Raw genomic sequence first — 22,737 nt, forward strand, 5'->3', positions numbered from 1 at the left:
CTCCGAGAAGTACCAGCTCAAACCCCGCGACTGGACCCGCGCCGACACCGACGGCATCGCCCCCCTCATCACCCGCCTCAACACCGTCCGGCGCAACAGCCCGGCGCTGCGGCAGTTGCGCGACCTCCACTTCCACCACGCCGACCAGGAAGCAGTGATCGTCTACAGCAAGCGGAGCGGATCGAACACGGTTCTGGTGGTCGTCAACCTCGACCCCCACCACACCCAGGAGGCCACCGTCTCGTTGGACATGCCGCAACTCGGCCTGAACTGGCACGAGTCGGTGCCGGTGCGCGACGAGCTCACCGGTGAAACCTACAACTGGGGCAGGGCCAACTATGTGCGCCTGGAACCGGGTCATCGGGCCGCGCACATCCTCACCGTCCTGCGACCGTCCCCGCAGATCGGAGGGTCACCCATACAATGATCGTCAACGAACCCGTCCCGGACACCTTCGAGGACACTCCCGCAAAGGACCGGGACCCGGACTGGTTCAAACGTGCCGTCTTCTACGAGGTCCTGGTCCGCTCCTTCCAGGACAGCAACGGCGACGGTGTCGGCGACCTCAAGGGCCTGACCGCGAAGCTGGACTATCTGCAGTGGCTCGGCGTCGACTGCCTCTGGCTGCCGCCCTTCTTCAAGTCCCCGCTGCGGGACGGCGGTTACGACGTCTCCGACTACACCGCCGTACTCCCCGAGTTCGGTGACCTCGCCGACTTCGTGGAGTTCGTCGACGCCGCCCACCAGCGCGGCATGCGCGTCATCATCGACTTCGTCATGAACCACACCAGCGACCAGCACCCGTGGTTCCAGGAGTCGCGCAAGGACCCCGACGGGCCGTACGGCGACTACTACGTCTGGGCGGACGACGACAAGCAGTACCAGGACGCGCGGATCATCTTCGTCGACACCGAGGCCTCCAACTGGACCTACGACCCGGTCCGCAAGCAGTACTACTGGCACCGGTTCTTCTCGCACCAGCCGGACCTCAACTACGAGAACCCGGCCGTCCAGGAGGAGATCCTCTCCGCGCTCCGGTTCTGGCTGGACCTGGGTATCGACGGCTTCCGGCTGGACGCGGTGCCGTACCTCTACCAGCGCGAGGGCACCAACTGCGAGAACCTCCCCGCGACCCACGACTTCCTGAAGCGGGTGCGCAAGGAGATCGACACGCAGTACCCGGACACCGTGCTGCTGGCCGAGGCCAACCAGTGGCCCGAGGACGTGGTCGACTACTTCGGGGACTACCGCAGCGGCGGCGACGAGTGCCACATGGCGTTCCACTTCCCCGTCATGCCGCGGATCTTCATGGCCGTGCGCCGGGAGTCCCGCTACCCCGTCTCGGAAATCCTCGCCAAGACCCCCGCCATCCCCTCCGGCTGCCAGTGGGGCATCTTCCTGCGCAACCACGACGAGCTCACCCTCGAAATGGTCACCGACGAGGAACGCGACTACATGTGGGCCGAATACGCGAAAGACCCGCGTATGCGCGCCAACATCGGCATCCGGCGGCGCCTCGCCCCTCTCCTCGACAACGACCGCAACCAGATCGAGCTGTTCACCGCCCTGCTGCTGTCCCTGCCCGGCTCGCCGATCCTCTACTACGGCGACGAGATCGGCATGGGCGACAACATCTGGCTCGGCGACCGCGACGCGGTCCGCACCCCCATGCAGTGGACCCCCGACCGCAACGCGGGCTTCTCCTCATGCGACCCGGGACGGCTCTACCTGCCCACCATCATGGACCCCGTCTACGGCTACCAGGTCACCAACGTCGAGGCCTCCATGTCCTCGCCGTCCTCCCTGCTGCACTGGACCCGCCGCATGATCGAGATCCGCAAGCAGAATCCTGCCTTCGGACTCGGGTCCTACACCGAGTTGCAGTCGTCGAACCCGGCGGTGATCGCGTTCCTGCGGGAGTACGAGGAGGACCTGGTCCTCTGCGTGCACAACTTCTCGCGGTTCGCGCAGCCGACGGAGCTGGACCTCCGGCGCTTCGACGGCCGGCATCCGGTGGAGCTGATCGGCGGGGTGCGGTTCCCGGCGATCGGCGAGCTGCCGTACCTGCTCACCCTGGCCGGACACGGCTTCTACTGGTTCCGGCTGCGCACGGAGACGGTCTAGCCGGCGGAGCGCTCAGGCACAGTCCACCCCGGGCGGCGGCGGTTGGTTTCCTCCGGCCCGCCCGGGGCACGCATCACTAACGCCCCCGACGACGGGGAAAGGACGTACCGCCATGGCGGAAACGGTCAGCCCCTCCACGCCCGCTCTCCTCGCCTCACTCGACCCCCTGCTGCGCGAGTGGCTGCCCCGGCAGCGCTGGTTCGCCGGCAAGGGGGCCCCGGTCACCGGCTTCTCCCCGGTCGCCGAGACCGAACTCCTGCCCTCGGACGGCCGGCTGGGCCTGCGCCATCTGCTGGTCCGCGCCCATCAGCCGCCCGCCCCCGCCGAGGCCGGCGACTGCTACCAGCTCCTCATAGGAGCGCGTGAGGCGCTGCCGCCCCGGCTGGCGCCCGCGCTGATCGGCCACGTGACCGACGGCCCGCTGGCCGGGCAGACGGTCTACGACGCCCTGTACGACCCCCGGCCGGCCGAGGTGCTCCTGGAGGCCCTGCGCAGCCGGGCCCGCATCGGCGGCCTGCGCTTCGAACGCGACCCGGGCCGGGAGATACGCGACGGGCTGGTGGCCCGCCTGCTGACCGCCGAGCAGTCCAACTCGTCGGTCGTCTACGGAGATACGTTCATCCTGAAGCTGCTGCGCCGGGTCGTGCCCGGCGTCAACCCCGACCTGGAGATACCCCTGGCCCTGGCCCGCGAGGGCTGCGCCCGGGTGCCCGCCCCGACGGCCTGGCTGCGGGCGGAGCTGGGCGGGGAGCCGTACGTCCTGGCCGTCCTCCAGCCCTTCGTGCGCGGCGCGACCGACGGCTGGGAGCTGGCGCTGCGCGAGCTGGCCAAGGGCGAGGACTTCGCCGCCGAGGCACGGGCGCTGGGGCGGGCCACCGCCGAGGTGCACACGGCACTGGCCCGGGCGCTGCCGACCGTCACCCTCGGGCACAGTCAGCTGGAGCCGATGGTCGCGGGCATGACCGAGCGGCTGACGGCGGCCGTGCAGGCGGTGCCGGCGCTGCGGCCGTACGAGGAGGGGCTGCGGTCCGCCTACACCGCGCTGGCCGACCTGGCCGCCGAGGGCCGTACCTGGACCGCCCAGCGGGTGCACGGCGACCTGCACCTGGGGCAGTGCCTGCGGGCGCCGTCCGGGGAGTGGTCGCTGATCGACTTCGAGGGCGAGCCGGCCCGCCCGCTGGCCGAGCGCCGGATGCCGCAGCCGCCGGTGCGGGACATCGCCGGGATGCTGCGTTCCTTCGACTACGCGGCCCACTCGGTGACCCCGGCGGCCCCCGGCTGGGCGCGGCTGTGCCGGGCGGCCTACTGTTCCGGATACGCCGAGATCACCGGCGTCGACCCGCGCACCGATCCCGTCCTGTTGCGGGCCCACGAGACCGACAAGGCCGTCTACGAGGTCGTCTACGAGGCCCGGCACCGCCCCGACTGGCTTCCCGTCCCGCTGTCGGCCGTACACCGCCTCGCCACCTCCGACCCGACCTGATCTCCGGGAGACGCGTCCGTGACCTCCAAGAACCCCGTGCCCCTGGCCGCAGACGACCGCGACCGGCTGCTGCACGGCACCCACCACGACCCGCACTCGGTGCTGGGCGCGCATCCGGTCCCGGACGGGATCGCCCTGCGCGCGTTCCGCCCGTACGCCCGCGCGGTGACGGCCGTCGCGGGGACGGAGGGGCAGGACCTGCGGGCCGAACTGCACGACGACGGCGACGGCTTCTTCTCCGCCCTGCTCCCCGTCTCCGAGGTGCCGGAGTACCGGCTGCTGGTGGCGTACGAGGGGACGGTCCAGGAGACCGAGGACGCGTACCGCTTCCTGCCCACCCTCGGCGACCTGGACCTGCACCTGATCGGCGAGGGCCGGCACGAGCGGCTGTGGGAGGTACTCGGCGCGCATCCGACGGTCCACCAGGGCGTGGCGGGTACCCGGTTCTCGGTGTGGGCGCCGAACGCCCGGGGCGTGCGGCTGGCCGGCGGTTTCAACTTCTGGGACGGCACCGGGTATCCGATGCGTTCGCTCGGCTCCTCGGGGGTCTGGGAGCTGTTCGTGCCGGGCATCGGCGAGGGCGAGCTGTACAAGTTCGACATCACCCGCCCGGACGGCTCGCGGACGCTGCGGGCGGATCCGATGGCCCGGCGTACGGAGGTGCCGCCGCACACGTCGTCGATCGTCACCGCGTCCCGCCACGAGTGGTCCGACGCGGAGTGGATGGCGCACCGGGGCGACACCCCCGTCCACGAGGCCCCCTTCTCGGTCTACGAGGTGCACCTGCCGTCCTGGCGCCCCGGCCTGACCTACCGCGACCTGGCCGAGCAACTGCCCGCCTACGTAGGCGAGTTGGGCTTCACCCATGTCGAGCTGATGCCGGTCGCCGAGCATCCCTTCGGCGGCTCCTGGGGCTACCAGGTCACCGGCTTCTACGCGCCGACGGCCCGGCTGGGCACCCCCGACGACTTCAGGTACCTGGTCGACGCGCTGCACCGGGCGGGCATCGGGGTGCTGATGGACTGGGTGCCGGCGCACTTCCCGCGGGACGACTGGGCGCTGGCGGAGTTCGACGGCCGCCCGCTGTACGAGCACGCGGACCCGCTCCGCGCCGCCCATCCCGACTGGGGCACCCTGGAGTTCGACTTCGGCCGCCGCGAGGTGCGCAACTTCCTGGTCGCCAACGCCGTGTACTGGTGCGAGGAGTTCCACATCGACGGGCTGCGGGTGGACGCGGTCGCCTCGATGCTCTACCTCGACTACTCGCGCGAACCGGGCCAGTGGACGCCGAACGAGCACGGCGGCCGGGAGAACCTGGACGCGGTGGCGTTCCTCCAGGAGATGAACGCGACGGTCTACCGCCGGGCGCCGGGCGTGGTCACCATCGCCGAGGAGTCGACGGCCTGGGAGGGCGTGACCCGCCCCACCGACGGCGGCGGTCTCGGCTTCGGCCTGAAGTGGAACATGGGCTGGATGCACGACTCGCTGGAGTACATGTCCCACGAGCCCGTCCACCGCAGGTTCCACCACCACGAGATGACCTTCTCGATGGTCTACGCGTACAGCGAGAACTACGTGCTGCCCATCTCCCACGACGAGGTCGTGCACGGCAAGCGGTCGCTCGTCTCGAAGATGCCGGGCGACTGGTGGCAGCAGCGCGCCAACGTCCGTGCCTACCTGGCCTTCATGTGGGCCCACCCCGGCAAGCAGCTCCTCTTCATGGGCCAGGAGTTCGCCCAGGGCGCCGAGTGGTCGGAGGCGCACGGCCCGGACTGGTGGCTGCTCGACCCGGAGTACGGCGCCGAGGCCGACCACCGCGGCGTGCGTGACCTGGTCCGCGACCTCAACGCGGTGTACCGGGCGAACCCGGCCCTCTGGCAGCGGGACACCGCACCCGCCGGTTTCCGGTGGATCGTGGGGGACGCGGCGGAGGACAACGTCTTCGCCTTCCTCCGCCTGGACGCCGAGGGCACACCGCTGCTCTCCGTCTCCAACCTCTCCCCCGTGGTCCGCCACGACTACCGCCTGGGCGTCCCGGACGAGATCCCCGCCTGGCACGAGACCCTCAACACGGACGCGGCGGGCTACGGCGGCAGCGGCGTCACCAACCCCGACCCGGTGAAACCGGAGCCGCAGAGCAGCCACGGCCACCCCGCAAGCATCCGCCTCACCCTGCCCCCGCTGGCCACGGTGTGGCTGCGGCCGGCTTAGCGCCACCGGCCGGGCCCAGTGGAACTCACTCTGCGGGCTCGGCCAACGCCTCTACCAGTTCAGGGAGTTCACGAAGCGTACGGAGGGTCCGCGGGACCTCCCGGACGATCGCGTCGGCCTGCCCTCGGCTGAACACGAAACGCACATCGTCCTGCCGGGCCTTGTCGGCCACCAGATCCAGCGTCTCCCGTGCCCGCCGCGTCTCGTCGAGCAGTCTGCCGACTCGGACGCGCACCTCGTCGGCCAGCTGCTCCAAAGGGGAAGAGCCGTCGGGGGCGGGCCCTGGCCCGGGCAGCGGCGAGGCCTCGGGGGCCTGGTCCGTACCGGCCGCCTGCCGCGGTTCGGGCGTGGGCGTGGACTCGAACCCGGGCAGGGTCCCGGGAACACTCGGCAATCCAGGCGATACCGGAGGCGGCTCGGCCGGCGTGGCGTCGACGGTGGGTGGGGCGGCCGGGCGCTCGTCGCCCTTGCCGGGTGCGGCGGGTGGCCGTGCCGGGTGGGCGCGCGGTGCGGGGGGTTTGTTCAGGCGCTTTCCGGTCTCCTTGGGGAACTCGCGGTTGAACCAGGCTCCCTTCATGGGCTCGTACAGCAGTTCGCCGCTCCGGCTGACCTTGCGCGGGGGACGGTCCTGATCCATGGCCTTGGCGAGTTCCCGTAGCACGGCCACGGCCTGGATCCTGCTGTTGTTCCGCAGGGCGTTCAGGGCGTTGCGTACCGTCCGCCGTACGCGGGTCGCCTCCGTCCCATCGTCCTCGTCGGACTTCTGCCCGGTCAGCGAGCCCCGGTCGGCGTCGATGAGGCCGTAGGTGGCCAGCCAGTGGGCGGCTCGATAACTCACCAGTTCTTCGAAGGCGTCCTCCTCGGTCTCGGCGGACGCGAGGAGGTCCCGCAGCGGGCGCCCGGAGAGTCTGATACCGCCCCGCACATCGCCCACCTGGAACATCTCACCGATGCGCGGATTCCAGGCCTTCGGGTAGCTCTCGGAGGTGAGAGCGGACCAGGCACGGGCGCGGCGGGCCACTTCGGGGGCGCTGAGCTGAGAGGGCGGCGACTCGCTGAGCGCCCGCCTGATCAGGAACTGTTTGTCCCGGTCGACGGGGAAGAGCTCGCCGAGCAGCATCATCGAGCGCAGGTCCCTGAGTTCGCTCACCGAGGCGTCGCTCGACGCACCCGGCAGGTCGGTGATCGGCGCGGCCCCCGAGAGGACCTCCGCGGTCCTCTCGTCCAGACATCCCGCTGCCACGTACGCGCCGAGGACGCTGCGGGCGACGGCCCGGCTGCGGTCGTTCTGCTCGAATTCCAGGGGCGGGTGCACATGGTCACGCCGGTTGCTCATCTGCACGATGCGGTACAGGCGGCGCGGTGTGGGGCTGCCCACCACAAGGTGAGCCTCGACCACGGCGACCTTCTTGGCCTGCACTGCCCGGAGCGGGTTGTCCGGATCCCAGTGGTCGACGGTGCCGTACTCGTCGTTGAGGGTTTCTGACAGTCGGGCAAGCCAGTCGGAGGGATCGAAGACGAGTGTCTCGCCCTCCCCGCCCAGCTTTTTCAGGGGTACGCCGGTCAGCACCTCCGCGGAGGAGAGACCGAAGATCTCCTGCCGCTCCTTCGTACGGTTGTTTCCACGAACAGCCATCCAGCCCCAGTGTTCGACGGGATGCAGTGGCCGCCCGTCCTCACCCGCCAACGGAGGCTCTTCGAGCTGGAACTGCTGGGCGACGAAGAGGCCGGGTTCCTGCTGGCCGTTGAGTACGAGGTCCTGCTTCAGCACATACGGGCGGTGACCGACCCGTTTCTCCAAGGCCTCCGCCGCCTGGTGCACATTGGCGATCAGCTCCGCCCTGCTGGGTACCTCACTGCGCAGGGCGGCATACGCCTCTTCCTGCCCGTCGGCGTTCATCGCCGACCAGGAATGCACCCGGGCGAGCGCCCTCCGCTGGTCCGTCAGCCCCGACGGGTCGGCGGGCGAATGCCAGGCCGAACTGATCCGCTCGTTGTTCTCCCAGACAACGCCCCCGGCACCGTGCATCCGTACCGCGACAACCGTCGCCTCACCGGCGTCAGTGGTGATGCGCCGCAGGGTGCTCCCCAACAGACGGCGGCGGCCCGCAGGGCCCGTCAGCCCCAGCAGACCGCCCGGCTCCACAAGAAACGGAGCGATATTGGCGAGCGCCTCCCGAGGAACGTTGACTCCCGGTGTATCCACCGCGGCCTGAATCCATTCCTCCTGCTGCTCCCTGGAAGCAGGAAGCGGAAAGGGACGCTCATTCCCGGCCATCGGATCCCCCTTCTCCGGAAAGGCTTTCATCCAGAGACTGACAGGAAAGCATCCAGGTGAGGACCGAACGACACATTGAGTGCCACTTCCGATCGGAACCGACCGGAAGTGCACATCGCTATTTTACAAATTTATCGAAGATAGTCACGATCGGGGACAGAAAAGGAAGCGCCGCGGTCAGGCGACCCCGCCTCCTCTGCCGTCGATCCATCTCCTCGATGTACCCGCGTATCCCCTCGGTGCTGCGCTTCACCTCGGCCACCTGCCGATTCAGCTCGGCCAACTGCTGACTCAGGGCGTCCGTTTCGCCAGGCGCGAACGAACCACCGTTCCCGGGTGCGGGCATGAAGGATCCTTAGATGTGCTCTATGGCGTCGGACACTCCGCCCGACACCAACCGAGTCTCCCCGGAAGCCAGCGCGCCGTCCATTGCCCGCCCCTAATTGATTGCCTCTTTACGCAACTTCCCGATTGAGTCAGAGGTTGACCCGTTCGCATCACCAGAAATGAAAAGTAGTGGCCAATGCTTCGGATTACCAAGCACCAAAGGCTCGCTACGGCATCCCCTTCCCGAACACGTGAGCCCCGAAAGGAAAGGGGAAAGAAGCCACAGAAAAGGGTTGCGACAGCGGAGAAGAAGTGCTATTCGCGGTATGTCTGTTCGGCCAGCGCCCTCGGCAGCTCCCCCGTGTACAGCACCCCCAGCCGCTGGGTCGCCCGGGTCAGGGCCACGTACAGGTCGCTGGTGCCGTAGCGGGACGGTTCCACCACCAGGACCGAGTCGAATTCGAGGCCCTTGGCCTGGCGCGGGTCGAGGAGGACGACGGTCTGCGTCAGGTCGGGTTCGGCGCCGGCCGTGACGCCGTCCAGGCGGGTGGCCAGAGAGCGGTGCAGGTCGCGCGGGGCGATCACGGCCAGGCGGCCCTCCGCCGGGGTGAGTTCGGCGACCGCCTTCTCGACGGCGCCGGGCAGGTCGTCGTGCGCCGGGCGGATCCACGGCCGTACGCCCGTCGAGCGGACCGAGCTCGGCGGCTCGAAGTCCGGCTGCTCGGCGCGGACCACGGCCGCCGCGAGGTCCATGATCTCGGACGGGGTGCGGTAGTTGACGCCGAGGCGGGTGTGGTCCCAGCGGTCCTCGACGTACGGCCCGAGGATGTCCGCCCAGGAGCCGACGCCGGCCGCCTCCGCGGTCTGGGCGGGGTCGCCGACCAGGGTCATCGAGCGGGTCGGGCTGCGCCGCATAAGGAGCCGCCACGCCATCGGCGACAGCTCCTGCGCCTCGTCCACGATGATGTGCCCGAAGGCCCAGGTGCGGTCGGCCGCCGCCCGCTCGGCCGCGCTGCGGAAGTCCTCCTCCTCCTGGCGCTCGGCGAACCGTTCGGCGTCGATGATGTCGTGCGCGGACAGCACCTCGGAGGAGTCGGGGTCGCTGTCCTCCTTGTCGTCGAACTCGTAGGTGCGGGACGCGTAGGAGACGTCGAGGACGCCCTGGGCGTAGGCGATCTGGGTCTCCCGCTCACGCTCCGCCCGGGCCCTGGCCACTCGCTCGTCCACGCCGAGCAGCTCCGCGGCCTCGTCCAGGAGGGGCACGTCCGGGACCGTCCAGGTCCGGGTCACCGGGCGGCGGATCGCGGCCGCGTCCGCGTCGCTCACGTACCCCTCGGGCGCGGCGAGGAAGTCGGCGACCAGGCGCTGCGGGGTCAGCCGCGGCCACAGCTGGTCGATGGCCGACCAGACCTCGGGGTTCTCGGCGAGCTCGTCGCGGATCTGGGTGATGTCGGAGGGGTCGAGCAGGCTGCTGCCGTCGAAGGGGTCGGTGCCCACGCGTTCGGCGTACAGGTCGGTGAGGGTGTTGAGGATGTGGCCCTCGAAGTACTCGCGGGCCACGTTGTGCGGGAGCCGGGCGGCGCGGGTGCGCTCGCGGGCCATGTTCACCAGGCCGTCGTCCAGCATCAGCACCTCGCGGTCGTGCTCGACGGTGACGACCGGGTCGGGCAGCGCCTGCCGGTCGCGTACGACGGCGGCGAGCACGTCGGCCATGTCGGCACGGCCCTTCACGGCGGCCGCCTCCGGGGTGTCCGCGACCGTCGCCTTCACCCCGGGGAACAGCTCGCCGACCGTCGCCAGCAGCACACCCGTCTCGCCCAGCGAGGGCAGCACCTCGCCGATGTAGCCGAGGAAGGCGGGGTTCGGGCCGACGATCAGCACGGCCCGCTTGGCGAGCAGTTCCCGGTACTCGTAGAGGAGGAAGGCGGCGCGGTGCAGCGCGACCGCCGTCTTTCCCGTGCCCGGCCCGCCCTCGACCACCAGGACCCCGCGGTACGGCGCCCGGATGATCTCGTCCTGCTCGGCCTGGATGGTCTGCACGATGTCGCTCATCCGGCCGGTGCGGGCCGAGTCGAGCGCGGCGAGCAGCACCGCGTCGCCGGACGGGTCCTCGTGGCCGGTGCGCTCCCGGTCGCCGAGGTCGAGGATCTCGTCGTGCAGGGAGGCGACCCGGCGGCCGTCGGTGGCGATGTGCCGGCGGCGGCGCAGGCCCATCGGGGTGTGGCCGGTGGCCAGGTAGAAGGGGCGGGCGACCTCGGCACGCCAGTCGACGAGGAGCGGGGTGCGTTCGGCGTCGTCCAGGCGCAGCCCGATCCGGCCGATGTGGTGCCTGGTCCCGGAGATCAGGTCGATCCGGCCGAAGCAGAGGGACCCGTCCACGGCGTTCAGCGCGGCGAGCAGCCCGGAGCGTTCGGCGACCAGGATGTCCCGCTCCAGGCGGGCCTGCATCGGCTTGTCGCCGAGGGCGAGGGCGTCCGCGACCGAGTCCTCGGTGTCGCCGCGCAGCGCGTCCACCCGTGCGTACAGTCCGTCGATGAATTCCTGCTCGTGCCGCAATTCATCGTCCGGAAATTCGGTGTTTGACAATTCCGCTCCCGCCCGGATATACTGTGCCCACTGAACTTCTTCGTAACCCGATCGACTTCACCGTCGACCCGAAGTCACGAACTCTTGAATATACGCAAAGAAATCCCCCGAGCGCAATTGCTCGGGGGATTCTTCGTATAACCGGCCGGTTCAGCGCAGCATGTCCGGCAGTACGTCGGACAGCTCCTCGAGCAGCCGCCGCTTGGGCCGGGCGCCCACCATCGACCGCACCGGCTCACCGTCCCGGAACAGCATGAACGTCGGCATCGACAGCACCTTGTAGGCGTTCGTCGTCTCCGGATTGGTGTCCACGTCCAGCTGCACCACCTTCAGCCGCCCGCTCTCCTGTGCCGCGAGGGCGGTGAGCACCGGCCCCATCTGCCGGCACGGCGGGCACCAGTCGGCGGTGAACTCCACCAGCACCGGCAGTTCCGCCCCGATCACCTCCGCCGCGAAGTCCGCGTCGGTCACCTCAGCCACACCCGCCGCCTTGATCATTGCCCGGGTCCTCCCAGCTCACAGGTCGGCTCCGGACCCCCCGGAACCAGCGCCTCGACGGCCAGCACGTCCCGGGCCCGCTCGGCCCGCTCCAGCTGGGCCCCGACCGTCATCCGTACGGCCTGCAACTCGCCGATCAGCGAGTCCAGCTCCGCCAGCTTGCGCCGGTAGACCGCGAGCGACGCAGGGCAGGTGTCGCCCTCCGCATGCCCGGACCGCAGGCACTCCACGAACGGCCGGGTCTCCTCCAGCTCGAACCCGAAGTCCTGGAGCGTCCGGATCTGTGTGAGCAGCCTCAGATCGCTCTCGTCGTACGTCCGGTGCCCGTTCCCGGCCCGCCGCGCGGGCAGCAGCCCGCGCGCCTCGTAGTACCGCAGGGCACGCGTGGTGGTCCCGGCCCGTGCGGCCAGCTCGCCGATTCGCATGCCTACGACGGTAGGACCTGACGCCGACGTCAAGGCAAGCCCGGCCGCACAGCGGCCCCGGCGTCACGGCAAGCCCTGCAGCACGGCGGCCCCGGCGTCACGGCAGGCTCGGCTCGACCCCCGCCGATTCCTCGACCTCCAGCAGCGAGGCGCTCTGCCGCTCCTCGTCGAAGGCCCTGCGCCCGCCGCGCAGCCCGAAAAGGCGCTTGGCGAGAGCGATGTAGAGCACGGCGAGAATGTTCAGCACGAGAGTCGCGATCTTCAGATAGCTGACTTTCTCGGTGAGTTCGTAGATCTCCAGCGGCAGGAAGGCGGCGGTGGCGATCACCGTCAGATACTCCGCCCACCGCTTGGCGTACCAGAGCCCGACCGCCTCCACGAGTTCGATCAGCGCGTACGCCAGCAGCAGCCCGGCCACCAGCAGCAGCGTGGAGTGCTTGTAGCCGAAGGCCTTCTGGATGGACCCGACGACCGGTGAGTGGTCGAGGTCGTAGTGGAAGTGCTTGAAGACCGGCCGGAACGTGTCCAGGTACTCGTTGAAGAGCCTGCGCACGGCGTCCTGGCTGTTGCTGAACTTCCACACCGCGACCGCGACCAGCACGATGAACACCCCGCGCACGGCCCGCTCGATCGCCAGGAAGCGCAGGATGAACAGGTCCCGCAGCACCTTCCCGCGCGGCACCAGCGGGGCGTCGGACGCGGGCCCCGAGCCGTGCGGCTCGCCCAGCACGAAGTCGCCGCAGCGCAGGCAGCGCCAGGCCTCCCCGATCGCGGTCTGGGTGTGCAGCCGCACCCGCAGCCGCGGATCCTCCGGGGCATAGGTCACATGCCCCTTGCGCGCGCAGTGCCGACGGTCCCAGTCGATCGCCATCCCCCGTGCCTCCCCATACCGCCGTGCCGTTCCCGCCGGACGATTCCCGCCGGACGATTCCCGTCGGCCAGTTCCCCTTGGCCAGGAACGGCACGTTAGTGGATACGGCTGACAAGCGTGGCCGAGGGGTCGGCGGGCGGGAGGTGAAGCCCCCGCGGAGGGACGGTGAACGCCGCCGCGGGGCGGGCAGAATGGCTGCCATGACCACGGGTAACACGGCTGACTCGGGCAGGCCGGTCGCCGGCTCCCGCGCCGACGCGAACCGGCGGCGCATCCTCGATGTCGCCCTCGCCGAACTGCTCCACGACCCCGATGCCTCGATGGACCAGATCGCGCGCGCCGCGGGGGTCGTACGACGGACCGTGTACGGCCACTTCACCAGCCGCGAGGTGCTGATCGGCACGCTGGTCGAGGACGCGGTGGAGGCGCTGGCGGCCGCGGACGCGGGGGCCGGTGCGGAGGCCGGGAAAGCGGCGGACCCGGCGGAGGAGGTGGCCCGTTCCGTCCTCGCCGTCTGGGAGATCGCCGACCGCTACCGGCTGCTGGTCGGCCTCGCCCAGCGCACGGTCACCATGCGGGGCATCCGCGACCGTCTGGCTCCGCTGCGCGCACGCAAGACGGCACTGCTGCAACGCGGTCTCGACGAGGGCGTGTTCAGCTCGCCGCTGCCCGCGCCGGCACTGGCGTACGTCCACGAGCAGCTGCTGTTCGCGGTGATGGAGGCCGTGAACGACGGCCTGCTGGACGCGCGGGAGGCGGGTCGCTCGGCCGCGGTCAGCGCACTGACGGCGGCGGGCGTACCCGCCTCCAGGGCCACCGAACTGGTGGCCGGACTGAGCGTGTGACGCTCGTGGACGTGCCTCCGGGCGGCCGGGGCAACGGGGGGAGTTCCCAGCCGCCCGGAGAGCGGTGGCCGGACGGCCGGCCCGGGTTCAGGCCGGGCCGGACGTCCGGCGGTCTTCGGAGGAGGCTAGGCCTTGGCCAACTCCTCGCGCTGCTCGGGCAGTTCGGGCTCAGCGCCCGCGCCCTCGTCCAGCAGCGTCGTCTCGTCGAACGGCAGCTCTCCCGCGAGCACCTGCTGCATCCGGGCCTTGTCGATGTCCTTGGTCCAGGTACCGATCAGGACGGTGGCGACCGAGTTGCCCGCGAAGTTCGTCAGGGCGCGGGCCTCGCTCATGAAGCGGTCGATGCCGACGATCAGACCGACGCCGTCGACCAGCGCGGGCTTGTGCGACTGAAGGCCGCCGGCCAGCGTGGCGAGCCCCGCGCCGCTGACGCCCGCCGCGCCCTTGGAGGCCAGCAGCAGGAAGAGCAGCAGGGGGATCTGCTCGCCGACCGACATCGGCGTACCGAGGGCGTCGGCGATGTACAGCGACGCCATGGTCATGTAGATCATGGTGCCGTCGAGGTTGAAGGAGTAGCCGGTCGGGACGGTGATACCGACCACGGCCTTGCTGACACCCAGGTGCTCCATCTTCGCGATGAGCCGCGGCAGCGCGGACTCGGAGGAGGAGGTGGACAGGATCAGCAGGAACTCACGGGCGAGGTACTTGAACAGCGTGAGGATGTTCAGTCCGGCGACGATCCGCAGCAGCGCGCCGAGCACGACGAAGACGAACAGCACACAGGTCACGTAGAAGCCGAGCATCAGCACGGCGAGACTCTTGAGCGCGTCGAGCCCGGCGGACCCGACCACGGCGGCGATGGCACCGAACGCACCGATCGGCGCGGCCCACATGATCATGCCCAGGATGCGGAAGACGAGCCGCTGGATGTGCTCGACACCGCGCAGCACCGGCTGGCCGACCGACCCCATGGCCTGGAGCGCGAACCCGGCGAGCAGCGCGATGAGCAGCGTCTGCAGCACCTGGCCCTCGGTGAAGGCGGAGACGAAGGTGGTCGGAATGATCGACAGTACGAAGTCGACGGGGCCGAGCGCCTCGGAGTCGACCTGGCTGTGTCCGGAGGCCTTGAGGGCGTTGGTGAGGTGCAGCCCGTCACCGGGGTGCAGGATGTTGCCGACGACGAGCCCGATGGCCAGTGCGACCAGGGACATCACCAGGAAGTAGCCGAGCGCGATACCGCCGACGGCTCCGACCTTGGCGGCCTTCCGTACGGATCCGATCCCGAGCACGATCGTGCAGAAGATGATCGGCGAGATCATCATCTTGATGAGGTTGACGAACCCGGTACCGAGGGGCTTGAGCTGCACCCCGGCGTCGGGCCAGATGAGCCCCACGGCGATTCCGAGGGCGACCGCAACGATCACCGCGATGTAGAGGTAGTGGGTGCGGTCTCTCTTAACGGCGGGTGTTGCCGTAGGCGTCGTCGTCACGGCTCGCCTCCTTGACGTCATCGTCGGTATGACCGGCGTGCGGCTCACGTCCGGGGGATGTGGGGGATGCCGTGACTATCTCCCGTTCTGTGAGGGCGGTCACCCTTCCGTTCATTTAGTTCGCGCTTAACCCAGGGGGCACACTGCTGACATGCGTTTTCCGCCAGTCCCCCGCCCCCGCAGCCTGGCCGGCCAGCTCTTCGCCATGCAGGCCGTGCTGATAGCGGTGCTGGTGGCCGGTTACGCGCTGTTCACGTACGTCAGCGACCGCCACCAGGCGGAGGCGGCGGCGACCCGGCAGGCGACGGCGGTGGCATGGTCGGTGGCGGACGCGCCGTCGGTCCGCGCGGCGATCCACACGACGAACCCTTCGAAGGAGCTCCAGCCGTACGCCCTCCAGGTGATGCGCGACACAGAGGTCGACTTCATCACGATCATGACCCCGAGCGGCATCCGCTGGACCCACCCCGAACAGAAGGAGATCGGCAAGCACTACCTGGGCCATATCGAGGCGGCCCAGCAGGGCCACACCTACAGCGAGACCTACAAGGGCACCCTCGGTGCGTCGGTGCGCACGGTGACGCCCGTGTGGGACAAGGGCCGGGTGGTCGGCCTGGTGAGCGCCGGCATCAAGGTGGAGGCGATCAGCCAGCGGGTCCAGGAGCAGGTGACGGCGCTGCTGGGGGTGGCGGCGGGTGCGCTGGCGCTGGGCGGGATCGGCACGTACGTGATCAACGCGCGGCTGCGCCGCCACACCCACGGCATGAACGCGGCGGAGCTGAGTCACATGCACGACTACCACCAGGCGGCGCTGCACGCGGTGCGTGAGGGGTTGCTGATGCTGGACGGCCAGTACCGGGTGGCGCTGATCAACGACGGGGGGCGGGAGCTGCTGGGGGTGGGCCCGGAGGGGGAGGTCGTGGGCCGCTCGGTGGCCGAGCTGGGCATGCCGGCGCCGTTGACGGGTGCGCTGCTCGCCTCCGAGCCCCGGGTGGACGAGGTGCATCTGACGGCGGACCGGGTGCTGGTGGTGAACACGTCCCCGGTGTCCGGGGGCGAGCGCCGAGGCACCGTGGTCACGCTGCGGGACGTCACCGAACTCCAGTCCCTGATGGGCGAGTTGGACTCTGAGCGAGGCTTCACGCAGGCGCTGCGCTCGCAGGCCCACGAGGCGGCGAACCGCCTGCACACGGTGGTCTCGCTCATCGAACTGGGCAGAGCCTCGGAGGCGGTCGACTTCGCGACGGCGGAGCTGGAGCTGGCGCAGGCGCTGACCGACCAGGTGGTGGCGGCCGTCAGCGAACCGGTCCTCGCCGCCCTGCTGCTGGGCAAGACCGCCCAGGCGAACGAGCGGGGCGTGGAGCTGGTGGTCTCGGACGAGAGCCGGCTGGATGACGGTTTGCTACCGGAGAGCCTGTCGGCGCGCGATCTGGTCACCATCCTCGGCAACCTGATCGACAACGCGGTGGACGCGGCCCAGGGGACGGCAGGGGCGCGCGTGACGGTGACCGCGTACGCGGAGGACGCCGAGTTGGTGATGCGGGTGACGGACACGGGCGCGGGGGTCGACCCCGCCCATGCCGAGCTGGTCTTCCAGCGCGGCTTCTCGACGAAGCCGGCGGGACCGGGCGGGCGGGGGCTGGGCCTGGCCCTGGTACGGCAGGCGGTCGTACGACTGGACGGGACCCTGACCGTGGCGGAGGGGCCGGAGGGCGGAGCGGTGTTCGAGGTACGGCTGCCGTTGCGGGGTGACGGGTGATGGGCGGGGAACCGATTCGCGTACTGGTCGTCGAGGACGACCCGGTGGCCGCCGACGCACACGTCATGTACGTGGGCCGGGTGCCGGGGTTCGTGGCGGTGGGCAAGGCGCACACGGGGGCGGAGGCACGGCGGATCATGGATCGTACGCCCGTGGACCTGCTCCTCCTGGACCTGCACCTGCCCGACGTGCACGGCCTGCAGTTCGCACGCTCGCTGCGGGCGGCGGGGCATCAGGCGGACGTCATAGCGGTGACGTCCGCGCGGGATCTGGCGGTGGTGCGGGAGGGGGTCTCGCTGGGTGTCGTCCAGTACGTCCTGAAGCCGTTCACCTTCGCGACACTCCGTGACCGGCTGACCCGGTACGCGGAGTTCCGGGCGGCGGCGGGCGAGGCGAGCGGACAGGACGAGGTGGACCGCGCACTGGCGGCACTGCGGGCGCCGTCGCCCGCGGCGCTTCCGAAGGGGCTGAGCGCACCGACGCTGGAGCGGGTGACGGTCGCGCTGCGGGAGTCGAAGGAAGGGCTGACCGCGGCGGCGCTGGCGGAGAGCGTGGGGATCTCGCGGATCACGGCTCGCCGGTATCTGGAGCACTTGGTGGAGGCGGGGCGGGCGGGGCGGAGTCCGTTGTACGGGCAGGTGGGGAGGCCGGAACTGGTTTATCGGTGGGGGCGGGGGCGGTAGGGGCGGAAAAGGGAGAGCCGAGGAGGGCGGCGTAGGTGCGGACTTCAGTGGCTTCGGCGGCAGCGTCGGCGCGGGTGTAGGCGTCGGCGGCCTGAAGGTAGTAGGTGCGGGCTTCGGCGAGGCTGTGGGCGACCTGGTGGGTGAGGGCCAAGTTGTGCAGGGTCTGGCCGACTCTGTACCAGTCCTCGAACTCCAGAAAGATCTCCAGGGCTTTGGAGTGGGCGTCGATCTCCTCCGCCGGGCGGCCCACCTCTCGCAGGGCGAGGCCGAGGTTGGTCCACCCCATGCCCTCGCGATGGCGGTCCCCCACGGCCTGGAACAGGTCGAGGGCGCGGAGGACGGCCTCGACCTCCTCCTCCGGCCGCCCCGCGTTCGACAGGGCGAGGCCGAGGTTGATCCACGCGATGGCCTCGCGCTGGCGGTCCTTTGCGGCGTGGTGCAGGTCGCGGGCGCGGGTATGGGCGCTGATCGCCTCCTCCGTCCGGCCCGCCTCCCGCAGGGCGAGGCCGAGGTTGGTCCACGCCATGGCCTCGTCACGGCGGTCTCCGACGGCCTGGAACAGGTTCCAGGCGTGGGTGTGGGCGTCGATCGCCTCCTCCGTCCGGCCCGCCTCCCGCAGGGCGATGCCGAGGTTGTCCGACGCCCTGGCCTCACGCAACTGGTCCCCGGCCTGATGAGCGGACTCCCGCGCTGCCTCCATGACGGAGATGAGATCGTCGAAATACCGCCGCCAGAGCAGATACTCCCCCAGCGACCCGGCCAGCGAAGCCGTCATTACCGCGAACCGCTTCTCCCGCGCCCACCCGGCCGCCGCCACCAACCCCACACGCTCCCCGTCCAGCCACGCCATCGCCTGCGCCCGGTTCTCGAATCGTTCCGGTTCCGGCATCCCCGGTAGCCACTTCAAGCGCTGATCGGCCGCTTCTGCCCACCACGCGTACGACGCCAACACCCGCTCCCGCGCCGCTTCGCCCTCCTCTCGCAACCGCCCGTCCCCCGCCACCACGCCCGCTCCGAACACCCGCACCAGGTCATGCAACCGCCACCACCCGCGGCCACTGCCCCGCTCGACCATGTGCGCGCGAGCCAGACCCTTCAACTCCCGCAGCGGAGGAGCATCGGCCCCCAGCAGCGCGGCGGCGACCTCGCCGCTCACCTCGGGTCCCGGCACAAGGGCAAGCAGGCGCAACAGCCGGGCCTGCTCGGGCGGCAGACGACGATAGGACAGCTCAAAGGCCGCGCGAACGCTGCGTTCCCCGTCATCAAGGTGAACGAGCCGGTCATGCGAAGCCCCCAGCTCGGCGACGAGTTCCGCGACCGCCATACCCGGATCCTCCGCCAGCAACGCTGCCGCGATCTGAAGAGCAAGCGGCAAATGCCCACAGAGCCCGGCGAGTTGCCCGGCGGCCTCGGGGTCGTCCGCCACGCGGCTGTCCTCGGGATCGGCGATCCTCAGGGCCGATTCGAGAAGCCGTCGTGCCTCCTCGGGCGTGAGCTGGCCCAACGGCACAAGCCGCGCCCCGAGTTGAGGCAGCCGGTCGCGTGACGTCACCAGCACCCGATGCCGGCCCTTCCCCGGCAGCAACGGCCGTACCTGCCCCGGCGACGAAGCGTTGTCGGCCAGCACCAGCACCGCCGCTCGCTGGGCGAGCACTGATCGATAGAGACTCGCCCGGTCATCGGCCGTAGCCGGAATCTGCTCCGGCGGCACCCCGAGCGCCCGCAGCAGTGACTGGAGGGCCTGGCCGGCGCTGACCGGCTGCTCGTCATACCCATGCAGGTCGACGAAGAGCACCCCGCCGGGGAACCACCCCTTCCCGCACGCCAGATACGCCGTCTCGACGGCGAGCGCCGTCTTGCCGATGCCCCCGAGCCCGGACACGGCACTGACGAGCGCCGCGGCGGAATCATCGAGCGCACGCAGCAGCTCAGCCGTCTCGTCCTCCCGCCCGGTGAACCCACTCGGCTTCGGCGGCAGCGAAGCCAACGCCTCCGGCGCCGCCGCACCTCCGCCCTGCTGGATCACGACCTGGACCCCGACCACCTCGCGCAGAAAGACCCCGCCACGGAAGTCGGAGTGATCACCCCCGTACCAAGCGGCCGCGCTACCCGGCGCATGCCGCTCCATGGCAGCCGCAACGGCACCCGCAACCCGCGGGTCCCCGCCGAGCAACTCCGCAACCCGGTCACCCCAGGCCCGTAACGCCTCCGGCCGCCCCGAACCGTCCGCCGCCTCGGCCAGCACCCGCCCGGCATCCCCACCCGCGCCCTCGGCCAGAGCCGCCAGCAAAGCCGATAAAGCCGTTCCCATGTGCCGTTCCGTCCCCCGATGCCCCCAATGCGTGAGCATCAACGGTACGGCGTCAGGCCGGCGTCCGTGCCGGTCTTGCCGGCCTCATGTACAGCAGGACCTGCGCCCCGAGCCCCACCACCGCGAGCGCCTCCAGCACCGACAGCCCGACCAGCAACCCACCACCGTCCCGGCCCGCCCAGAACACCACCAGCGCCGCCAGTGGCACCGCACAGAACGCGGTCAGATCGATCACGGCCTGGAACATCTTGCGGGTCCGCCGCCGGACGTCGGTCCGGTGGTACGCCTCCCAGCCGAAGGTGCTGAAATCCCCGCCATCAGACGCCAGTTGAGCGAGTCGGGGCCCCAACTCGTCCCGCACGTAGTACCCGATCGCCGTGATCTTCTCGTCGTTGACCAGGTACGTCCACCCGAGCACCACACACACCGGCGGCAACGCGAGCAGCATCGACGCCTGCTTGGCCTGTGCCGCCGCGGCGATGACGGCGGCCACCACCCCGAGCGTCACGTACAGCAGGTTGTCCCGGAACCCGATCCGCGCCTTCTGCTCGTCCTTGACCGTCTGGTACTCGGCGAGCAGCAACTGCCCGACGGTGACACCCTGCTCCGGCATACGGCTCTCCCCCACCCGACGGCCCGACCCACGCCGGACGACCATACTGCCTCCGACCTGCCCATTCTCCACTTCACTCGTTTTTTCCTACCGCTGGTATTGCGTTTTGTGAGTGAGCAGTCATGGCGTTTCCCCCACGCCGGAGCGGGCCGGCAAGCGGTCCGTGTCCCTCCCCCAGTCGTTGATAAGGGAAATCGAGGCCAGGACCGGCAGGACGGACTTCTCCGCCGTCGTGTCCGAGGCCCTGGAACAGTGGCTGGCCACCCAAGCTGTGCGCCGCCGCCCATGAGCTGCCGCAGCTGGCCTCGATCGGCCTGATCACCGTCTGATCCGTGGCACGGGGCAACGTCCCGGCCCCGCAGGCGACTTGGCGCTACCGTAAACAAATGCCCGCGAAGCGACCGCGTCCCACCGCCGCAGCCGTCATCCTCACCGCTCTGCCGGAGGAGTACGACGCCGTGCGCGCCCATCTCGTCGGCGCCGAGGAGATCGTCCACCCCAAGAACGGCACCCGGGTCGAACTCGGCCGGCTCGCGGACACCGCTTGGACCGTCGCGCTCGCCGAACTGGGTGTCGGTGCCCTGACCGCCGCCTCGCTCACCACGCAGATCGTCGACTGGCTCGACCCCGAGGCGGTTCTCTTCGTCGGAGCCGCGGGCGGCCTCAAGGACGACATCGAGATCGGTGACGTCGTGGTCGGCACGAAGGTGTACGCCATCCACGGCGGCAAGCAGACACCGAACGGCTTCCAGGCACGCCCCGAGGTGTGGCAGGGCTCGCACCGACTGGTGCAGGCGGCGCGCTCGGCCCTGCGTGACATGCCGGACGTGCGGGGACACCGCAAGCCGATCGCCGTCGGCGATGTCGTCCTGGCCGACGACAGATCGGCCTTCGCCGCCCATATCCGCCACCACTACAACGACGCCTGCGCGATCGAGATGGAGGGCACGGGCGCCGCGCACGCGGCCCACCTGAACGGCCAGTTGGACGCCCTGGTGATCCGCGGCATCAGCGACCTCGCCAACGCCGACAAGCACACGGCAGACGCCTCGGGCTCACAGCTACTCGCCGCCGAAAGGGCCGCGTCGGTGGCGGTGGGGATCCTGCGCAAGCACCAGCCCCGGGAGTCCTCGGACTCCGAGGAGGATCCCCAAGCACGGTACGGCGGCGACCACATCGACTTCAGGGGCGGCACCTTCCACGGCCCCGTCACCGGCAAGCGGACCGGACGCTAGCGGCAAGGGCCCGGTCCCTCACGCTTCGGCGACCCTGCCGTCGCGTCCGCTTGGCTTCACCGGCCGGTCGGCGGAGCTGGACCGCCTGCTCCCGCACCTTTCCCCCGGCAAGACCGCGCTGGCGGTGGAGACGGCACATCGGGCGCGCGCGAAGGGGTGGTTCCCGGGCGGCACGCTCTTCGTGGACCTGCGCGGCTACGACGACGCCCCGGTCACCGCGGACCAGGCGGTCCTGGCCCTCCTCGACGCGCTCGGCGTCCGAGGGACGGATCTGCCGCCGACCACGGAACGCCAGTACGACACCTACCGCGCGCTCCTCACCGCCCAGCAGGACCGGATGCTATGGAGTTCGGCGGCCCGAAGGCGGCGGCGCGGCGACAGCTCGACCACCTTTGCGGATGTCCGAGCGCGACCGTGTCACCCTGCGGGTCATCCCGTTCAAGGCCGGCCGAGCCGACCACCTGCTCTAGCGCTCCAACACCCCCGGCCGGAACGGCTCCACGCCCACCACCCGTCGTACCTTCACCGGCTCGATGAGCAGCATCACCCGTCGCTCCCCGGGCAGCAGCCACGGGTACCGGTCCTCCCCGATGTACTTCCGGGTCAGCCGGTCCATGGACCGCTCCGCCTCCTCCCCCTCCACGAACCGCACCACCCGCCCCCGGATCTCCACCCGGTCGTAGGGGTTGCCGGGGTCGTGGTGCGAGAGCGAGACGGCGGGGTTGCGCCGCAGGTTCTCCTCCTTCACGCGGCCGATCGCCGTGTTGACCATGACGTGGTCGCCTTCGAGGTCCACCCACATGGGCGACACCTGCGGCGCACCGTCGGGCCCGACGGTCGCGAGATGCCAGAAGTTCGGCGCCAGCAGCCGCTCACGAACCTGCTCGTCCAACCTGCCTGTGCGGTCCACGGAATACATGGGGGGAGCCTCACCTGCTCCCTCCCCCAGCAAACCCCCGCAGACTCATTGACCTGACTAGACCACTCCACTTACCTTC

At 70.3% G+C, this 22,737-nt stretch carries 18 protein-coding genes and 1 pseudogene; 9 read left to right on the forward strand and 10 right to left on the reverse strand.

Annotated features, from left to right (window positions below):
• The 4 genes from ACWGKQ_RS35295 to glgB all read left to right on the forward strand — a co-directional run.
• Window positions 1–427 (forward strand): DUF3459 domain-containing protein (locus ACWGKQ_RS35295; protein ID WP_453296107.1); only part of this gene is annotated, 427 nt, incomplete at its 5' end.
• Entirely contained in the window at window positions 424–2,124 is a 1,701-nt protein-coding gene (treS, locus tag ACWGKQ_RS35300) for a maltose alpha-D-glucosyltransferase (protein ID WP_453296108.1), read from the forward strand. The genes ACWGKQ_RS35295 and treS, both read left to right, overlap by 4 nt.
• A 112-nt stretch (window positions 2,125–2,236) precedes the next feature.
• A complete protein-coding gene (locus tag ACWGKQ_RS35305) occupies window positions 2,237–3,607 on the forward strand; it encodes a maltokinase N-terminal cap-like domain-containing protein (protein ID WP_453296109.1) in 1,371 nt (456 codons plus the stop codon).
• A gap of 18 nt (window positions 3,608–3,625) precedes the next feature.
• The gene (gene glgB, locus ACWGKQ_RS35310; RefSeq protein ID WP_453296110.1) at window positions 3,626–5,818 is read left to right on the forward strand and encodes a 1,4-alpha-glucan branching enzyme; all 2,193 of its coding nucleotides are present in this window, start codon (window positions 3,626–3,628) and stop codon (window positions 5,816–5,818) included.
• A 25-nt stretch (window positions 5,819–5,843) separates the two neighbouring features.
• On the opposite strand, the gene ACWGKQ_RS35315 is transcribed toward glgB, so the two are convergent.
• The 6 genes from ACWGKQ_RS35315 to ACWGKQ_RS35340 form a co-directional block, all read right to left on the reverse strand.
• Window positions 5,844–8,024: a hypothetical protein gene (locus tag ACWGKQ_RS35315; protein ID WP_453296111.1), complete on the reverse strand. Its 2,181-nt coding sequence runs from the start codon at window positions 8,022–8,024 to the stop codon at window positions 5,844–5,846.
• A 190-nt stretch (window positions 8,025–8,214) separates the two neighbouring features.
• Window positions 8,215–8,442: a hypothetical protein gene (locus tag ACWGKQ_RS35320; RefSeq protein ID WP_453296112.1), complete on the reverse strand. Its 228-nt coding sequence runs from the start codon at window positions 8,440–8,442 to the stop codon at window positions 8,215–8,217.
• A 296-nt stretch (window positions 8,443–8,738) separates the two neighbouring features.
• Window positions 8,739–11,009 (reverse strand): HelD family protein, encoded by a 2,271-nt coding sequence (locus ACWGKQ_RS35325; protein ID WP_453296113.1) that lies wholly within the window; start codon window positions 11,007–11,009, stop codon window positions 8,739–8,741.
• Between the two features lie 150 nt (window positions 11,010–11,159).
• Window positions 11,160–11,507, reverse strand: coding sequence for a thioredoxin family protein (locus ACWGKQ_RS35330; protein ID WP_453296114.1), 348 nt, complete (start codon window positions 11,505–11,507; stop codon window positions 11,160–11,162).
• Entirely contained in the window at window positions 11,504–11,932 is a 429-nt protein-coding gene (locus ACWGKQ_RS35335; protein ID WP_453296115.1) for a MerR family transcriptional regulator, read from the reverse strand. Before ACWGKQ_RS35335 ends, ACWGKQ_RS35330 begins: the two co-directional genes overlap by 4 nt.
• Before the next feature lie 97 nt (window positions 11,933–12,029).
• Window positions 12,030–12,803 carry a DUF2127 domain-containing protein gene (locus ACWGKQ_RS35340; protein WP_453296116.1) on the reverse strand — a complete coding sequence of 258 codons (774 nt, stop codon included), beginning with the start codon at window positions 12,801–12,803 and terminating at the stop codon, window positions 12,030–12,032.
• A 191-nt stretch (window positions 12,804–12,994) separates the two neighbouring features.
• Here ACWGKQ_RS35340 and ACWGKQ_RS35345 point away from each other — a divergent pair, with 191 nt between their 5' ends.
• Window positions 12,995–13,648 carry a TetR/AcrR family transcriptional regulator gene (locus ACWGKQ_RS35345; RefSeq protein ID WP_453296117.1) on the forward strand — a complete coding sequence of 218 codons (654 nt, stop codon included), beginning with the start codon at window positions 12,995–12,997 and terminating at the stop codon, window positions 13,646–13,648.
• A 125-nt stretch (window positions 13,649–13,773) separates the two neighbouring features.
• Here ACWGKQ_RS35345 and ACWGKQ_RS35350 read toward each other — a convergent pair whose 3' ends face one another.
• Window positions 13,774–15,159: a cation:dicarboxylate symporter family transporter gene (locus ACWGKQ_RS35350; protein ID WP_453296118.1), complete on the reverse strand. Its 1,386-nt coding sequence runs from the start codon at window positions 15,157–15,159 to the stop codon at window positions 13,774–13,776.
• A 130-nt stretch (window positions 15,160–15,289) separates the two neighbouring features.
• On the opposite strand from ACWGKQ_RS35350, the gene ACWGKQ_RS35355 reads away from it, so the two are divergent.
• The gene (locus ACWGKQ_RS35355; RefSeq protein WP_453296119.1) at window positions 15,290–16,897 is read left to right on the forward strand and encodes a sensor histidine kinase; all 1,608 of its coding nucleotides are present in this window, start codon (window positions 15,290–15,292) and stop codon (window positions 16,895–16,897) included.
• Window positions 16,897–17,580 carry a response regulator gene (locus tag ACWGKQ_RS35360; RefSeq protein ID WP_453296120.1) on the forward strand — a complete coding sequence of 228 codons (684 nt, stop codon included), beginning with the start codon at window positions 16,897–16,899 and terminating at the stop codon, window positions 17,578–17,580. Before ACWGKQ_RS35355 ends, ACWGKQ_RS35360 begins: the two co-directional genes overlap by 1 nt.
• Here the strand turns inward: ACWGKQ_RS35360 and ACWGKQ_RS35365 are convergent.
• Together ACWGKQ_RS35365 and ACWGKQ_RS35370 are read right to left on the reverse strand one after the other, a co-directional pair.
• The gene (locus tag ACWGKQ_RS35365; RefSeq protein WP_453296121.1) at window positions 17,465–19,891 is read right to left on the reverse strand and encodes a tetratricopeptide repeat protein; all 2,427 of its coding nucleotides are present in this window, start codon (window positions 19,889–19,891) and stop codon (window positions 17,465–17,467) included. The two genes, ACWGKQ_RS35360 and ACWGKQ_RS35365, sit on opposite strands and share 116 nt — an antisense overlap.
• A gap of 52 nt (window positions 19,892–19,943) precedes the next feature.
• On the reverse strand, window positions 19,944–20,504 hold the full coding sequence (locus ACWGKQ_RS35370; protein WP_453296122.1) for a hypothetical protein: 561 nt from the start codon (window positions 20,502–20,504) through the stop codon (window positions 19,944–19,946).
• Between the two features lie 386 nt (window positions 20,505–20,890).
• Here ACWGKQ_RS35370 and ACWGKQ_RS35375 point away from each other — a divergent pair, with 386 nt between their 5' ends.
• Both ACWGKQ_RS35375 and ACWGKQ_RS35380 read left to right on the forward strand, forming a co-directional pair.
• On the forward strand, window positions 20,891–21,739 hold the full coding sequence (locus ACWGKQ_RS35375; protein WP_453296123.1) for a 5'-methylthioadenosine/S-adenosylhomocysteine nucleosidase: 849 nt from the start codon (window positions 20,891–20,893) through the stop codon (window positions 21,737–21,739).
• Between the two features lie 76 nt (window positions 21,740–21,815).
• A pseudogene (locus ACWGKQ_RS35380) lies at window positions 21,816–22,082 on the forward strand (hypothetical protein); the annotation flags it as partial.
• Window positions 22,083–22,205: 123 nt separating this feature from the next.
• On the opposite strand, the gene ACWGKQ_RS35385 reads toward ACWGKQ_RS35380, so the two are convergent.
• Window positions 22,206–22,658, reverse strand: coding sequence for a PPOX class F420-dependent oxidoreductase (locus tag ACWGKQ_RS35385; protein ID WP_453296124.1), 453 nt, complete (start codon window positions 22,656–22,658; stop codon window positions 22,206–22,208).
• Window positions 22,659–22,737: the final 79 nt, after the last annotated feature.

The sequence above is a fragment of the Streptomyces sp. NPDC054770 genome, assembly GCF_053611985.1.

Coding starts and splice junctions, on each gene's coding strand:
- ACWGKQ_RS35335 (WP_453296115.1), bottom strand. CDS start 11,932: ATGCGAATCGGCGAGCTGGCCGCACGGGCCGGGACCACCACGCGTGCC.
- ACWGKQ_RS35305 (WP_453296109.1), top strand. CDS start 2,237: ATGGCGGAAACGGTCAGCCCCTCCACGCCCGCTCTCCTCGCCTCACTC.
- ACWGKQ_RS35355 (WP_453296119.1), top strand. CDS start 15,290: ATGCGTTTTCCGCCAGTCCCCCGCCCCCGCAGCCTGGCCGGCCAGCTC.
- ACWGKQ_RS35365 (WP_453296121.1), bottom strand. CDS start 19,891: ATGGGAACGGCTTTATCGGCTTTGCTGGCGGCTCTGGCCGAGGGCGCG.
- ACWGKQ_RS35330 (WP_453296114.1), bottom strand. CDS start 11,507: ATGATCAAGGCGGCGGGTGTGGCTGAGGTGACCGACGCGGACTTCGCG.
- ACWGKQ_RS35350 (WP_453296118.1), bottom strand. CDS start 15,159: ATGACGTCAAGGAGGCGAGCCGTGACGACGACGCCTACGGCAACACCC.
- ACWGKQ_RS35370 (WP_453296122.1), bottom strand. CDS start 20,504: ATGCCGGAGCAGGGTGTCACCGTCGGGCAGTTGCTGCTCGCCGAGTAC.
- ACWGKQ_RS35345 (WP_453296117.1), top strand. CDS start 12,995: ATGGCTGCCATGACCACGGGTAACACGGCTGACTCGGGCAGGCCGGTC.
- ACWGKQ_RS35340 (WP_453296116.1), bottom strand. CDS start 12,803: ATGGCGATCGACTGGGACCGTCGGCACTGCGCGCGCAAGGGGCATGTG.
- ACWGKQ_RS35385 (WP_453296124.1), bottom strand. CDS start 22,658: ATGTATTCCGTGGACCGCACAGGCAGGTTGGACGAGCAGGTTCGTGAG.
- ACWGKQ_RS35375 (WP_453296123.1), top strand. CDS start 20,891: ATGCCCGCGAAGCGACCGCGTCCCACCGCCGCAGCCGTCATCCTCACC.
- treS (WP_453296108.1), top strand. CDS start 424: ATGATCGTCAACGAACCCGTCCCGGACACCTTCGAGGACACTCCCGCA.
- ACWGKQ_RS35320 (WP_453296112.1), bottom strand. CDS start 8,442: ATGCCCGCACCCGGGAACGGTGGTTCGTTCGCGCCTGGCGAAACGGAC.
- ACWGKQ_RS35360 (WP_453296120.1), top strand. CDS start 16,897: ATGGGCGGGGAACCGATTCGCGTACTGGTCGTCGAGGACGACCCGGTG.